This is a genomic window from Paenibacillus xylanexedens, from assembly GCF_001908275.1.
Lineage (GTDB): Bacteria > Bacillota > Bacilli > Paenibacillales > Paenibacillaceae > Paenibacillus > Paenibacillus xylanexedens_A.
The window spans coordinates 6,995,350-7,009,301 of sequence record NZ_CP018620.1; the positions used below are offsets into that span (position 1 = coordinate 6,995,350).

9 protein-coding genes are annotated in these 13,952 nt (G+C 47.7%); 2 read left to right on the forward strand and 7 right to left on the reverse strand.

Annotated features, from left to right (window positions below):
- Nucleotides 1–103 precede the first annotated feature (103 nt).
- The 5 genes from BS614_RS30540 to uvrB all read right to left on the reverse strand — a co-directional run bounded on the left by BS614_RS30540 (nucleotide 104) and on the right by uvrB (nucleotide 9,679).
- Nucleotides 104–1,999 (reverse strand): stalk domain-containing protein, encoded by a 1,896-nt coding sequence (locus tag BS614_RS30540; RefSeq protein WP_157116258.1) that lies wholly within the window; start codon nucleotides 1,997–1,999, stop codon nucleotides 104–106.
- A gap of 42 nt (nucleotides 2,000–2,041) precedes the next feature.
- Nucleotides 2,042–3,211, reverse strand: a complete 1,170-nt coding sequence (locus tag BS614_RS30545; RefSeq protein ID WP_047840633.1) for a S1C family serine protease — start codon at nucleotides 3,209–3,211, stop codon at nucleotides 2,042–2,044.
- 277 nt (nucleotides 3,212–3,488) lie between these two features.
- Nucleotides 3,489–3,701 carry a hypothetical protein gene (locus tag BS614_RS30550; protein ID WP_017692026.1) on the reverse strand — a complete coding sequence of 71 codons (213 nt, stop codon included), beginning with the start codon at nucleotides 3,699–3,701 and terminating at the stop codon, nucleotides 3,489–3,491.
- 338 nt (nucleotides 3,702–4,039) lie between these two features.
- On the reverse strand, nucleotides 4,040–6,898 hold the full coding sequence (gene uvrA, locus BS614_RS30555; protein ID WP_074096583.1) for an excinuclease ABC subunit UvrA: 2,859 nt from the start codon (nucleotides 6,896–6,898) through the stop codon (nucleotides 4,040–4,042).
- A 789-nt stretch (nucleotides 6,899–7,687) separates the two neighbouring features.
- Nucleotides 7,688–9,679 carry an excinuclease ABC subunit UvrB gene (gene uvrB, locus BS614_RS30560; protein WP_074096584.1) on the reverse strand — a complete coding sequence of 664 codons (1,992 nt, stop codon included), beginning with the start codon at nucleotides 9,677–9,679 and terminating at the stop codon, nucleotides 7,688–7,690.
- A gap of 169 nt (nucleotides 9,680–9,848) precedes the next feature.
- Here uvrB and BS614_RS30565 point away from each other — a divergent pair, with 169 nt between their 5' ends.
- Both BS614_RS30565 and BS614_RS30570 read left to right on the forward strand, forming a co-directional pair.
- Nucleotides 9,849–10,646, forward strand: coding sequence for a flagellar motor protein (locus BS614_RS30565; RefSeq protein ID WP_036612388.1), 798 nt, complete (start codon nucleotides 9,849–9,851; stop codon nucleotides 10,644–10,646).
- Entirely contained in the window at nucleotides 10,630–11,472 is an 843-nt protein-coding gene (locus tag BS614_RS30570) for a flagellar motor protein MotB (protein WP_074096585.1), read from the forward strand. Before BS614_RS30565 ends, BS614_RS30570 begins: the two co-directional genes overlap by 17 nt.
- 100 nt (nucleotides 11,473–11,572) lie before the next feature.
- On the opposite strand, the gene BS614_RS30575 is transcribed toward BS614_RS30570, so the two are convergent.
- Nucleotides 11,573–12,751, reverse strand: coding sequence for an ABC transporter permease (locus tag BS614_RS30575; protein ID WP_074096586.1), 1,179 nt, complete (start codon nucleotides 12,749–12,751; stop codon nucleotides 11,573–11,575).
- A complete protein-coding gene (locus tag BS614_RS30580) occupies nucleotides 12,744–13,940 on the reverse strand; it encodes an ABC transporter permease (protein WP_074096587.1) in 1,197 nt (398 codons plus the stop codon). The genes BS614_RS30575 and BS614_RS30580 overlap by 8 nt, the downstream gene beginning before the upstream one ends.
- Nucleotides 13,941–13,952 lie beyond the last annotated feature (12 nt).

Below are 13,952 nucleotides of genomic sequence, written 5' to 3' on the forward strand. Positions count from 1 at the left end.
CAGATCGGTCCTGCACTCTTCGTCCCAGTGTAAATATTTAATTTATATTATACAGAAAACAAATAAGCCGAAAGGTCTTTTGACCCTCCGGCTTCTATCACTTTCATTTAATAAAAGTAAATGAGTTCACTGCTTTTTCCAAGGCTGCCGCCTGAACTTCTGTCTTGTTGGCATCATTCAGCCCACTTGTGATCGTATAGGTTGTTCCGTCCTTTTCAAACACGATCTGACGACCCGCATATGGCACACCTTTGTCCAGTTCATGATACGTAAAGGAAAATGCAGGCACACCCGCAAACGTCAGCTCTTCACTGCCAAGCAACTTGAAGTTCTTACGGGTTTTGGTGGCTTCGGCATAGGCTTCTCTCAATTGGCTGACCGTCATCTCGATCGACTTGTCTTCGCTCGCCGCAATGGAGAATTCTCCGCCAGTAAAGGTGTACACCACAGGTGAATATTCGAATCGATCACTATACGGCGTCCAGTAACGCGGAATATCTACACTGTATTTATAACGTTTGGACGTACGTGTAAGTGTCTTCGTTTTGTCTGTCAAATAAGGATCTTCATCCAGCTGACCGAAATTATCGGCAACCGTATCAAAATCAATCTCCACACTCTTCATAATCCGTTCAAACCATGCCCGATCTGCACTTTGCTCCTCAGGGAACGTATACTCTGCATAATACCGATACCCATTCTTCTGCAAAAGAACATCGAACTCGGTCTGCCAGCCCCCGCCAAAGTTATAACGGAATTCATTCACCTCGGCAGTTTCTCCCGAGATATCCATCGTATATGAACCAATTGGCTCGTAACTCTCTGGTGTAAATGTCTCGCGCATCCACTTATCCAGTTGGCCGCTCCAGTCTTTTACCGTTGTACCTGCTTTCGCCGAAGTGACACGCCATTGCAGATACGCACCATCCTTGGCTTCATAGGTCATCTGATTGTTATCCATCGACCAGCCGGCTGGAATCTTCAATTCAATACCATAGTCATCGTTCCACGCGGAGCGCATGCCATTATCTACGGTGGATAGATCCTTAATCGTTCGATCCGACTCTGCATAGGTTGGCTGGAATGAATTGAGTAGCGCTGCACGTTTGCCCAGATCTTTATAATTCAGGGCTTCGTAATCCGCGAGGTACACATCATATTGACGACCTTCACTCAGATACTGACGCATCTCCCATAACATGCCGTCTACATCTTTCACGATAATCCGTGCATAAGGCGTTTTGCCTTTCGACACCGCTTCACGATCCAGCACTGTATCTCCCGATTGTTTGGCCTCCTGGACAAGTTGCTGCAACAAATCATCCGCATCCAGAGCCACATCCTGATCGCTAACATACACTTCAAGATAATAACTGTTGTCCGCAGCGCCAAAAGTCATCATGCGCTCCTGCTCACCGGTCTGGAAAACTATAAGGTCTGCCGGGTAGTTAATGGACCAACCATAAAAACTGTTGCCAATTCTGGTTTTGCCTTCATCCGGATGAAGGCCATCCTCGTCATTCACCGAATCATCGGTTTGCAACAGACGAATGACCATTTCTCCGGAGCTGGTTGGAGCTAGTGTTGCTCCGATACCGGCAGCAACCGGACGAAGTGGAACCATAAGTACGCCATTCACCATCTTGGGAGCGGCACCCATCTCATGTTTTACACCATCCACCCAGGCAATTGAACTGCCAATCGTTAGAGTCACGGTGTGCGGGCCTTCCTTGATTTTGACAACATCATTTTTCTCCAGCCGGATTTCACTGCCAAATGCTTTCTTGAACACTCCCACAGGCACCATCGTAACACCCTTGAACTTGTAAGGTTTGGCTATGGCCTGCTTATCGCCGTTGATGTAGGCGCTCGTGCTCCCCGCTTTCACCCGTAGTTCACTTGTCGTCAGATCAGATGCCCATACAGGCAATGCCGCGCCAATGGTCAGCATCCCGGTTAATACACCTGTGCTTAGCACACGTATCCATGACTTTTTCATTCCGTTCTTTCGTCCTCTCTCCATCCGGGCTGATCGCCGGGCTTATTGTTCTTCATCTGCAAGGAACGCTTCATCTTCCTCGTCTACGATGTCTGCGCGATCAGCAAGCACCAACGTGCGGGTGACGATATCGCCATCCGATTGCATCAACAACTTTACCTTTTGCCCAGGCAGATACTTTTTGAGCAACTCATTGATATCCACTACTGAAGAGACACGTGTGCCCGCGACACTGTATAGGACATCGCCCTCTTTGATTTTGGCTTTCTTGGCTTCTGGAGACAGTACGCCCGTAATCGTTAAGGGATCATCTGTAGGCAGGCCCACAATCGCAGACCAACTTTCCTCCAGCTGTAGCCCCAGACTTGCACGTTTTATTTTGCCATATTTAAAAAACTGATCGATGATATATTGAACGGTATCCACGGGAATCGAAAATCCCAAACTCTCTACGCCGACCGCAGAAAATTTCATGGAATTGATACCAACCACTTCACCCTTCAGATTGACCAGCGGTCCTCCGCTATTTCCTGGGTTAATGGCCGTGTCGGTCTGAATCAACCGGTAGGTCGCCTCAACACCACGATTCAAGCCGCTAATTACCCCTACCGTTGCCGAGTTGCGCAGAGAAAAGGAAATCGGCGTACCCAAGGCAATCACGGTTTCTCCAACAGTGGTTTGTGAGGCTTTGGCAAAGCTCGCCGGTTTGAGTGATTTAGCATTGATTTTGATTAGCGCCAGATCACTGAGTGCATCACTGTATGTTTTCGTAATTTTGTATGTATTGCCATCCGTCGTTACGACAACCGGATTCGTTAATCCGTCGACCACATGTGCATTCGTTACAATCCATCCATTGGACCGGATAATGACACCTGTACCATGTGCAAGATTATAACGGTCGTCTGATGTTGCACCGTCCTGCACTTCGGTAGATTTCCCAATAATACCTACGACCGAAGGAGATACCTTTTCGATCACTTTGGGAATGGCTTCACTTCCCTTGTACGTGTACGTTCCTGATTTGGCATCATATTGTCCACTTCCACCAACTGCCTTGAGCAGATCCTTGGTGTTCACATAGACTTGACCGTCTACCACTTTCGCTTGCATCGCCGCTTTGGATTCAGCTGCACCGGCCGTTGCCGCTACACTAATCGAGAGTACAGCAGCCATCAGTATGGCTATCCCCTTTTTACCCAACACGCTCATATTCTCACCTGACCCTCTCTATACATCCTTCTTGCGCGACTCGACATCTGATTCATCGCTGAATCTATTCTCTCTTTCTCTCATCTGCAATTCCGGTATCCCTCAATGTATCATACAGAATCTGGATATACAATTGTTTTAAGTCCTATTTTAGTAGAGAAGGTAGAATCTTGTTCAATCGCTCGATATAAACGAAAAAAACACCCTCCATGTCTCTCTGGAAAGTGTTCGTCTGTACCTCTTTTAGCTTAAATTACATTTAAATTCTGCGGCATTCCTACTGAGCAAACCAACCCGTTATCATCGCATAGTCTGTCATCAGAAATACCAGTAGGCTGACTACTGCAAATCCGATCGCAAACAGATTTTTCTTCGGTGCTCGAAGAAGCCGAACAACTCCGATGAAAATCAGGATCGTAAATAAGATGACAAAAATATCAAATGCATTAAAATTCGATGTACTCGCCGTGGCAGCTTCTGCAAACAGCATGGATAGACAGACCTCCTTACCATAGTTGAACAGCTAACGCATACCCTAATATCTTCCTCTATGTTATCTGTACCCTGCTTGTAATGCAAGCCCTATCATCCATAAAAATGAAAAAAAGCCAATTTGGCCGAATATTCCTGTAATGCTCGTCATAATGCATATGTAAACACTTTCACAAAATAACCTTAGTCCGAAGGAAACACCGTGCATCACTCAAAATGAAAAGCCCTTCTTCTCGGAAGCAGAGCACATCAGATCGTTATCCAACGTCTCTACCTTTTCGAAAAGAAGGGCCAATACTGCCACTTCATATTGATATAACTACTGGTTAGAGGACCTTAGTCCACCAATTGCAGTGCCTTGCTGCGCTCGGTATCCCGCTCCAGAACCGGCTTCAAGTACTTGCCTGTATAGGAAGCTTCCACTTTAACGATATCCTCAGGTGTTCCGGTTGCAACAATGGTACCTCCACCGCTACCACCTTCTGGACCCAGATCAACAACATAGTCTGCCGTTTTGATAACATCCAGGTTATGCTCGATCACTAACACCGATTCCCCGGAATCAACCAGACGGTGTAATACGTTCAGCAAACGGTCGATATCATCGACATGCAAACCGGTCGTCGGCTCATCGAGGATGTAGATGGTTTTCCCCGTACTACGGCGATAGAGCTCGGAAGCGAGCTTCACACGCTGGGCTTCACCACCAGACAATGTGGTTGCAGGTTGACCTAGGTTAATATAGCCCAGACCCACATCCATCAGTGTCTGCATTTTGCGATGGATCTTCGGAATGTTCTCGAAGAATTGGGTTGCATCTTCAACCGTCATCTCCAACACATCGGAAATATTTCTGTTTTTATATTTCACTTCAAGTGTTTCCCGGTTGTATCGTTTGCCTTTGCAGACTTCACAAGGGACATAAACGTCCGGCAAGAAGTGCATCTCGATTTTGATAATACCGTCTCCACGGCAGGCTTCACAACGTCCACCTTTGATATTAAAACTGAACCGGCCTTTCTTGTATCCACGTACCTTGGCTTCGTTCGTCTGAGCAAACAGATCCCGGATATCATCAAAGACACCGGTATACGTAGCCGGGTTGGAACGTGGTGTCCGCCCGATCGGTGATTGGTCAATATCGATAACTTTATCGATATGCTCCAAACCACGAATCTCTTTATGTTGACCCGGACGAACCCGAGCACGGTTCAGATCACGTGCCAGCGTTTTGTAGAGGATCTCATTAATCAGTGTGGATTTACCTGATCCGGACACACCCGTTACCGCAGTAAATACACCTACAGGAATCTTCACATTCAGATTCTTCAGGTTATTTTCTTTGGCTCCACGTACTTCCAACCAACGGTCTCCTACACTTCTACGTTCTGCACGAATCGGAATGAACTTGCGTCCACTCAGATATTGACCGGTTAAGGAGTTCTCATCGTTCATGATCTCCTCCGGTGTACCCTGTGACATGATGGTACCTCCGTGGATACCTGCACCTGGACCAATATCAATGATATAGTCGGCAGCCATCATCGTATCCTCATCATGTTCAACCACGATCAAGGTATTACCAATGTCGCGCATATGCGCAAGCGTTGAGATCAGACGGTCATTATCCCGTTGATGCAAGCCAATACTTGGCTCATCGAGAATATACAGCACACCCATCAGGCTGGAACCAATCTGTGTAGCCAGTCTGATCCGTTGGGCTTCCCCACCGGACAATGTTCCGGCAGCACGACTCAGTGTAAGATAATCCAGACCAACATTCACCAAGAAGCCGAGACGACTGTTGATTTCTTTCAGAATAAGCTTGGCAATCGTCTGCTCTTTCTCCGACAATTCCAATGTATCAAAGAATCGGCCAGCTTCACCAATGGACAAACTAGTCACATAGGCCATGTTGTGATCATTAATCGTTACCGCAAGACTCTCGCGTTTCAGACGCTGACCTTTACACGTACCACAAGGCTTCGCACTCATGTAACCTTCAATAAATTCACGGATACCTTCAGATGCTGTATCACGATAACGACGCTCCAGGTTATTTACGATGCCTTCAAAGGTAACCAGCGCTTCCTTACGTTGTCCAAAATCATTCTCATAGCGGAAACGGATTTTCTCCGTACCTGTACCCTGCAACAACTTGTTCATCTGCTCAGCTGGCAGATCTTCGACAGGTACATTTTGCGGAATGTTGAAGTGCTCACATACTGACTTCAGGAACTGCGGATAATAGGTGGATGTGCCACCTGTCCAAGCATCAAAAGCTCCATCTTCGATGGTCTTAGTCCGATCCGGTACGAGCAGATCAGGGTCAACGATCATCTTGACACCTAACCCATCACAATCCGGGCAAGCCCCGAAAGGACTGTTAAATGAGAACATCCGTGGTGCAAGTTCTTCAATACTGAATCCACACACCGGGCAGGCAAAGTTGGAACTAAAGCGCAGCTCTTCTTCGCCCATAATGTCCACCAGTAGTTGTCCACCGGACAAATTAAGTGCTGTTTCAATAGAGTCGGCCAGACGCGCCTGTACATCATCTTTAACAACGATCCGGTCAACAACCACTTCAATCGTATGCTTTTTATTTTTCTCCAATTGAATATCTTCTGACAGATCACGCAATTCCCCGTTCACCCGTACACGGACAAAACCCTGCTTCGACACATCAGCAAACACACTTTTGTGCTCGCCCTTACGGCCCGAGATAATAGGTGCCAGTATTTGTAACCGGGTGCGCTCAGGGTATTGTATAATACGATCAACCATTTGTTCTACAGTTTGGGAGCTGATCTCCACGCCATGGTCCGGACAATGTGGATGGCCCACACGTGCAAATAACAGGCGCAGGTAATCATAAATTTCAGTCACAGTTCCTACCGTGGAACGTGGGTTACGACTTGTCGTTTTCTGATCTATTGAAATGGCAGGAGATAATCCTTCGATGGAATCCACATCCGGTTTCTCCATCTGTCCCAGAAACTGCCGTGCGTAAGCTGACAATGATTCTACATAACGCCGCTGTCCTTCGGCATAGATCGTGTCAAAAGCCAGCGAGGACTTGCCTGAGCCACTCAGACCGGTCAATACAACAAAGCGGTCACGCGGGATGGTAATGTCGATATTTTTCAGGTTATGCGCTCGCGCGCCTTTAATGACAATGTTATCGCTCGCCAATAGTATTCATCCTCTCAAATTTACTAATCCAACCTTTTAAAAGGCTTTTCGATCCCTCCCAAACCCTCCCTTCCAAGGGAGGGCCCCAGAGGGCGTAGCCCTCTGGACACCCGAAACAAGCGGTGCAACGGTGAGGGGTCGGGTCTGGCTATGTGAAGGGTTGTCGTGTGCCCGCGGCTCCACATAAGGTTCCAGCTCATTGCCGGAGCCTTATGTGGCCGCTCTACTGCGAGGGGACGCTCTCGGCTTCGCCACGTTCGCGGCAGGTCGCCATTGCCTTCGGCCGGCTCCAAGGTCAACACCGGGACGCTCTCGGCTTTGCCTTGATCGCGGCAGGTCGCCATTGCCTTTGGCTCGGCTCCAAGGTCAACACCGGGACGCTCTCCGCTTCGCCTTGGTCGCGGTTAGGTCGCCATTGCCTTCGGCTCGGCTCCGAGGTCAACACCCGGACGCTCTCCGCTTCGCCTTGGTCGCGACAGGTCGCCATTGCCTTTGGCTCGGCTCCAAGGTCAACACCGGGACGCTCTCGGCTTCGCCTTGATCGCGACAGGTCGCCATTGCCTTTGGCTTGGCTCCGAGGTCAACACTGGGGCGCTCTCGACTCCCAATTGCTTTCCTATAAACCTTTTAACCAATTTCAACATTTCTATCAGTATAGACCCGAATTCAAGATTTCAACATCTCTTATTATCGGTAGATATCAACGATTTCCTTACTCAACAAGAGAACGGCCAATTGGCCGTTCCCTTGTTACAAATCCTTTACTGGAGCATATGAATGAGCAATATCTTATTCAGCGCGAAGTTCCAGCAACGCATCGCGAAGCTCGGCAGCACGCTCAAACTGCAGGTTTTTGGCTGCATCTTTCATCTCTACCTCTAGGCGCTGAATAAGCGCCTGGCGATCTTTCTTCGACATCTTCTCGGCTGCGCCTGTGAGATAGTCTTTCTTGGATTCGGCAACTTTGGTTGCCTCAATCACATCACGCACTTTTTTGCGAATCGTTTGTGGTGTAATTCCGTGCTTCTCGTTGTACGCGATCTGAATTTCACGACGGCGTTCGGTTTCCTTAATCGCTTTATCCATCGAATCCGTCACTTTGTCACCGTATAGAATTACGCGACCCTCGCTGTTCCGTGCCGCACGACCAATCGTTTGGATCAGTGAGCGTTCGGAACGCAGGAATCCTTCCTTATCGGCATCCAAAATAGCGACGAGGGATACTTCGGGCAGATCGAGACCTTCCCGGAGCAAGTTGATTCCGATCAGGACATGGAACACGCCCAACCTTAAATCACGTAAAATCGCCATCCGTTCCAACGTCTTGATCTCGGAGTGCAGATAACGAACTTTGATTCCAACTTCCTTCAGATAATCCGTCAGGTCCTCGGACATTTTCTTCGTTAATGTTGTAATCAACACACGCTCGTCTTTGGCAATCCGGTCGTTAATCTCACCAATCAAGTCATCGATCTGCCCCTTTGTTGGACGCAGTTCAATGATTGGATCAAGCAGTCCGGTTGGACGGATAATCTGTTGCACCATCGTATCGGTATGCTCGATCTCATACGGGCCCGGTGTGGCCGATACATAGATGATCTGATCCATCTTGCCTTCGAACTCTTCGAATTTGAGTGGACGATTATCCAGCGCTGACGGCAGACGGAAACCATGCTCAACCAATACCGTCTTCCGCGCTTGGTCACCATTATACATCGCACGGATCTGTGGCAGAGTCACGTGAGACTCATCGACCACAATCAACATGTCATCCGGGAAGTAATCCATCAATGTATATGGGGTATCCCCGCGTTCGCGGAAAGTCAGTGGACCGGAATAGTTCTCAATCCCCGAACAGAATCCAACTTCCTTCATCATCTCGATATCGTACCGTGTGCGCTGCTCCAGTCGCTGAGCCTCCAGCAGTTTCCCCTGTTCACGCAACGCTTCAAGACGCTCTTCCAGTTCACGCTCAATGTTCACCAGCGCAACCTTCATCGTCTCTTCTTGCGTTACGAAGTGAGACGCCGGGAAGATGGCAATATGTTCACGTTCGCCAATCAGTTCTCCGGTTAACACATCAATCTCCGTAATTTTCTCGATCTCATCACCGAACAATTCAACCCGAATTGCATGTTCACCCTTGGAGGCAGGGAAAATCTCAACAACATCCCCACGAACACGGAACGTACCCCGCACAAAGTTAATATCGTTCCGTTGATACTGGATCTCTACCAGACGGGACAAAATCTGATTGCGCGGTTTCTCCATGCCTACCCGGAGTGACAGCAACATGCTTGAATACGAGTGCGGTGAACCCAAACCATAAATGCAGGAAACACTCGCTACAATGATGACGTCCCTACGCTCAAACAACGAACTTGTCGCTGCGTGCCGCAGTTTGTCTATCTCTTCATTAATACTTGAATCCTTCTCGATATACGTATCGGAGGACGGGATATATGCTTCTGGCTGAAAATAATCGTAATAACTGACGAAATACTCAACCATGTTATTAGGGAAAAAATCTTTGAACTCACTTGCAAGCTGCGCTGCCAACGTTTTGTTGTGTGCAATAATCAGCGTAGGACGTTGCAGTTGGGCTATCGTCTGGGCTATCGTAAATGTCTTACCCGTACCCGTTGCACCCAGCAGTGTCTGGTACCTCTTCCCCTCCTGAACACCCTTCACCAGTTCTTTAATGGCTGCAGGCTGATCACCTTGGGGAGAAAACTCTGACTCGATTTCGAACGTTTTGTCGCTCATTATAATATCGCTCATTGCCGTATCTCACCCTATCGTCTAAAATAATAGTCACTATATATTGTCGAAGTTCCCCGAATTTTCATATGGGAAAACTTATAGTAATAGGAATATTTGTTCCCGTTTAATTATACCTCGTTCGTTTTAGTGATGCAAACGTGAAATGAAGATAGGAGTGGGTTAATTTATGGATATTGCGACACTTATCGGTATTATTGCCGGAATTGCCGCAGTCATTAGCGGTTTTTTGTGGGAAGGCGGCCAATTGTCTGGTCTCCTGCAAAAAACGGCTGCTTTAATTGTATTCGGTGGAACGATTGCTGCTGTGGTTGCCAGTTTCCCGGCGCACCGCCTTCGTACGATTCCAGCTGCCTTGCGTATGGCTTTTGGACGTAACAATAATGATTCAGGCTTGTGGGTTGAAGAACTGGTGGAGATGTCTTCTATCGCACGCCGCTCAGGTGTACTTGCATTGGAACGCAAGGTTATGGATCATCCGCATCCATTTTTGCAAGACGGTATTCAGATGGTTGTTGATGGTACCGATCAGGATGTGGTTCGCCAGATCCTGGAGATGGAGATTGATTCAATTGAACAAAAACATGAGGGTTACGCCAAAATATTCGAATCCGCTGGTGGGTACGCTCCAACCATGGGGATCATCGGAACCGTGATGGGACTTATTCAGGTACTTGGCAGTTTGACCGATCCAACCGGACTCGGGCCTGCGATTGCTGTTGCCTTTACCGCAACCCTGTATGGGGTCGCCAGTGCCAATCTTATCTTTTTGCCCATTGCCTCCAAGATCAAATCCAGAGGTGCTGATGAAGTGCAGACCATGGAAATGCTTCTCGAAGGTGTACTTGCCATTCAGAACGGTGAGAATCCCCAGCTTGTACGCAAAAGACTGGAGTCCTTCACCCTCACGCATCGTCAGCATATACGCCCCCTAGCAAAGGAGGGATTGGATGAGTCGGCGCAGTAAACGGCGCGGAAAACGTGAAACTATCGATCATCGGGATCGCTGGATGATTACTTATGCCGATCTCATAACTCTGCTTTTGATCTTTTTTGTCATCATGTATGCCATGAGCAATCTGGATTCCGGTAAATATGACGTCGTTACTCAATCGTTACAAAATACATTTAATGCGTCCGACTCGATCCTTGAGCTTGGTGAGGGACTCGGTGAGAAACCCGGTCAAACGATTACAGAGACTCCACCATCCGAGGTGCAGGGTGAAGATCCTTCAGATGGTGAAGGAAACCCTTCCGATTCCGGGACTGCAACACCAGATAATGACAACAAGCCCCTCACAGAACGGGAAGAACAGTTCAGATCACAGGAGCAGGAATTGCAAAATCTGTTCAATGTGATTACCCAATATATCGAGGATAATAAACTGGAAAATCAGATTTTTGTTGCGGACAAGCCACAGGGCCTATCCATTACACTTAGTGACCGCTTCCTGTTTGATCAGGGACAGGCCGCTCTAAAGGACGGTGCAGCACCAACGCTCAGTAAACTTGCCAGCCTGTTCCGTGATCTGAACACCGTTGTCAGCATTGAGGGTCACACCGATAATGTTCCTGTGGGGGCAAACTCCACCTATACCGATAACTGGCAGCTTTCCGGGGAACGCGCACTATCTGTATTACGATTCTTTTTGGATACAGAGAAACTTAACCCGGACGGCTTCCAGTATGCCGGATATGCGGATACTCGCCCAACGGGTGACAACACTACAGCCGCCGGAAGACAAAAGAACCGTCGGGTCGAAATAACGGTCCTGCGTCAACTCCAACCTTAATCATCAATATCTCACATAATGCATCATTCCTTATGCAAATAAAGCACGTTCTAACTGAATTCAATTCAGCAGAGCGTGCTTTCTTTTATGTCGTATTACCTTATGCCTCTACTCCTGGCTGACTAGGGCGTAGAATCGCAGAGCCAACAGTCAGCAAAATGGCAGCCATGCCAAACAGAATCAATAGTGGCAATGTGATATCCGACAATGTACCACCAGCAGAGATCGTCTCCACTGCCTGAATCGCCCATTTCTGTGGAACAAAGTTGGCGAGCTTTTGCATATAATCCGGCATCAACGAGATCGGCCAGAAACAACCACCTATCATGCAAGTTGGCATAATGACAAGTGAATTCAGCATGTTGGCATTTTTGGGATTACGGATTAATCCTGCCACGGTACTTGCGATCCCCATGGAGACCAGCATGAATGCGGCCAAGATGATGAAATGAATGCCAAAAGGAATACCGGCATCATAATGCAGTAGCCACCTGCTGACTCCCAAAACCAGAACAATCTGAATCAAGCCAATGACAAAGCTGCCGATGAAGTTACCAAGCGCAATCTCATATGCACGGACGGGTGCCGTATATACTCTGGCCATCGTACGTTTACTGCGATCTTCCATTATCACAGCCACTGCACTGGTCAGCAGCCCCATCATAAACATAATCGTAAATCCGGTCACATTGTTCAGGCCTGGCTTGGGATAGATCTGCAGTTCGGTGACTTCACCAGCAACCTGATGTTTTCCTATCTCCTGTAAAAGCTGTTCAAATGGCTTCTGTGTACTAGATAGTATATCAGTCTCACTTGAGACAGGACCTGCCGCCACCTTAACAGCTGAAGCGGATTGTAACAATCCGCTCGTTAAACCTTCAACTGCTGCTCGTAGTGTATAGGAACTTTCACTTATACGCAGTTCCACTAATTGAATTTCGGTTGTCTTGCCCTGTAACAGGTCCTCCGTATAATTCGCCGGAATGATGATGCCAGAACTTCCTTTTTGCTGAGCGATGGCTTCCTTGACTTCTTCTTCGTTGTTCAAAGGCTTGAGCAGATACTCCTCTTTGCCAGCAAGTTCATGAATCATCCATGTCCCTGCCACCCCTCCATCCTCATTTACATAGGGAATAACAGTACGTGCAATCTGCTCGCTTCCAAAAAGAGCAACCGCTCCTGTAACCACCAGGCAAGGCAGAAGCAGAAACGTAATGAAGCCCATTTTACGGCCAAGTGTACGTCTAATCATCAACCAGGCGATGTGTAGACTATTCATATCGGTATCCTGCCTTTCTATAGATCATTCCTGAGATGAGCAGTAATACAGCGCATACCACGCCTAACATTAGAATGTTATACACAATCTCTGCTACAGGTGCATCCAGCATCATTCTCAGAAAGCTCTGGAGCGCCCAGTGGTTAACCGTAAATTGGCTAAGCCGTTGTACAAAATCAATCGGAATGGGCATGAACCCACCGCTGATGAATGTCATGGCAACGATGATACCTTGGATGGTTGCGCTGGCCGATGCTGTGCTTTTGCATACCAGTGCGACGATCACGCCAAGGGTCATGGATGCCAATGTGATACATACACAAGTGAGCACAATATACCAAGGATGCGTTCCCCAATCTACACCATAGAACCAATACGTCATAAGTATGATCGTTGTTGCTTGTAAGAAAGCGAGCAGACTATTACCTGCAATTTTGCCAGCGAAAATAACTCCATTGCCTATAGGCGCAGCCTGAAGGCGAATTAACGTTTTGTTATCACGCTCTCCAAAAAGGCTGGTACTTGTTGTCATGCCTGAGTACAACATGAACATCGCCAGCATGGAAGCTGCATAGTATTGGGAGGCACTATACGCCGTACCTGTCTTACCGGGATTAGTGACAGCAATAGAGGTGGAATTCGCCGTACCAGACTCCGAAGCAGAGGCCATGGCAGCAGTCACTTCCGGACCGAGCACTTTGGTAATCGCCATATGTCGGTTCCATTCATCCGTAAAACGTGTGAACAAAGTTTCACCCAAGGTATTAAGTGTGTTGTCCTTTCCTCGTATCCACTGTAACCTGGCCTCTTTCCCCGTCATCACGTTTTGCTCAAAATCCGAAGGAATCATTACAGCAAAGTCTAGCTTGCCGGTACGCAGCGAATGGACTGCCTCTTCTTCAGTCGTAAAGTTCTGCACCTTGAGCATCTCAGCCACTTCCGGGGATTTAACGAATGTATCCAGCGCTTGATTAAGCGTACTTGATCCTCCACCAGATTCAGTGCTCAAATGGATGATTCCCACACGTACAGTATCCGGAATAACGTCATCCGCCGTCCCCATCGTACTGGAAAGTGCCGTGCCCAATATAAAAATCAGTAATAACGGCAAAATAAACAGGTTTAACACTACAGATCGAATCTTAAGAATACGCCTTAATTCAAAGATGCAAATATACCATATATTCATCTCTTGTTCCCC